The organism is Vibrio sp. 2132-1 (assembly GCF_033344315.1).
This window is the reverse complement of sequence record NZ_JAWPON010000707.1, coordinates 1-555: the sequence shown is the minus strand read 5'-3', so window position 1 is coordinate 555 and position 555 is coordinate 1. Positions and strand designations below refer to the sequence as shown.

Genomic DNA, 555 nt, shown 5'->3' with positions numbered 1-555 from the left:
CGCTTTTCCATTGATGCTTTACGTTCAAGCTTTTGAATTTGCTCATACAGGTCGTGTTCAGGACCATTTTTTACATCCGCAATCGCTTTTAAGTGCAGCTGTACTTCTGCAATCAAATTCGTTTTTGGCAAACGGACTAACAAGTTCAGATCACGGTAGCCAGAAGGGCCAGGTTTCTTAAAGCGGTTTTTGACTTTAACGATAGTTGTTTCGCGCTCTAGCGTTTCGTAAATAGAGACCAAACTTGCCACATCTTCCGCCACAATAGTCGCACGAGCTAAGTCAGTAATGCGTTCTACTTGGCCATCCAGTTCATGTGCGATTTTTTCTTCGGCGCGATGTTTAGATTTTACGCCAGCGAAATATGGCTGAGCATCGTTGAGTAGGGCGGTACTTTTACAAATGGTTTCAAGCTCGAATTGGGCTTGATGCGCTTTGCTGTAAAGAATATCGAAATCTGAATAAGGCTGGGTTGGACGAGAGTCGATGGATTGGATTCCATACAAGCCGCTAAGGCTGTGTTTAAATAGTTTAGAACAAACCTCGTTTTGACTA

The 555-nt window shown here is 43.2% G+C and carries 1 protein-coding gene; it reads right to left on the bottom strand.

The window, feature by feature from the left end; all coding sequences use genetic code 11:
* On the bottom strand, positions 1–555 hold a 555-nt coding region (locus tag R8N47_RS27510; RefSeq protein ID WP_318186401.1), incomplete at both ends, for a phosphoribosylglycinamide formyltransferase.